Source organism: Mycobacterium sp. DHQP2018-32-09 (assembly GCF_058148405.1).
Window position 1 is genome coordinate 1 of record NZ_JBYVYK010000122.1, and the last position, 656, is coordinate 656.

Consider the following 656-nt stretch of genomic DNA (forward strand, 5'->3'; position numbering starts at 1 on the left):
GTCTCGCTGCCGTCGGCGCTCTCGACGCTGCTGCCCGCGGGCTCGCAGCTGGCCAACCTGCTTCCCGGCCAGGGCGCCGCCGCGGGACCTGCCGCGGGGCCCGCTGCGCCCGGCGTCCCCGCCGCGGCTCAGCCCGGCCTGGAAGGCCTTGCGCCGCTGATGTTCCCGACGTCCGCCTTGCCGTGATCCCTAGCTGAGCCCGACCCAACCGAACACCTTCGCCACGGGAGAGTCATGACATCGATGAGGACGTTGCTAATCGCGCTCGGCGCGTCGGCCGCTCTGACGATGGGCGGCCACACGGTCGCCCACGCGGAGCCGACGGCGCCGTTGCCGATGCCGATCAACGGTCTGCAGGCCCCTGGCCTGCCGGCGGTGCAGAGTCTCGGACCCGCCATCCAGCAGGCGGCCGCAGACCCGAGCAACGCCGCATCGATGCTCATGGCCGCCGCGGCGGCATTCGCGGGCAACACCGAGGCCACCCCAGACGCTCGCAACATGGCCGCCGCGGTGAACCAGTTCGTCACCGACCCGCAGCCCGCGGGCGCACCGCAGCAGGTCGCCCACGTCCCGGCGGCCGGCGCGCTGCCCGGCACCGAGGCCCACCTGCCCGCCGGGGTCAACCCGGCCCATGCCGTCGGCCCCGCCCCGGAGGC

Annotated in this window: 2 pseudogenes; both read left to right on the top strand. The window is 75.2% G+C overall.

From position 1 onward, the window contains the following. Positions 1-186, top strand: a pseudogene (locus AC30CM_RS26960) (hypothetical protein); the annotation flags it as partial. Between the two features lie 48 nt (positions 187-234). Beyond that, a pseudogene (locus tag AC30CM_RS26965) lies at positions 235-656 on the top strand (Rv1157c family protein); the annotation flags it as partial.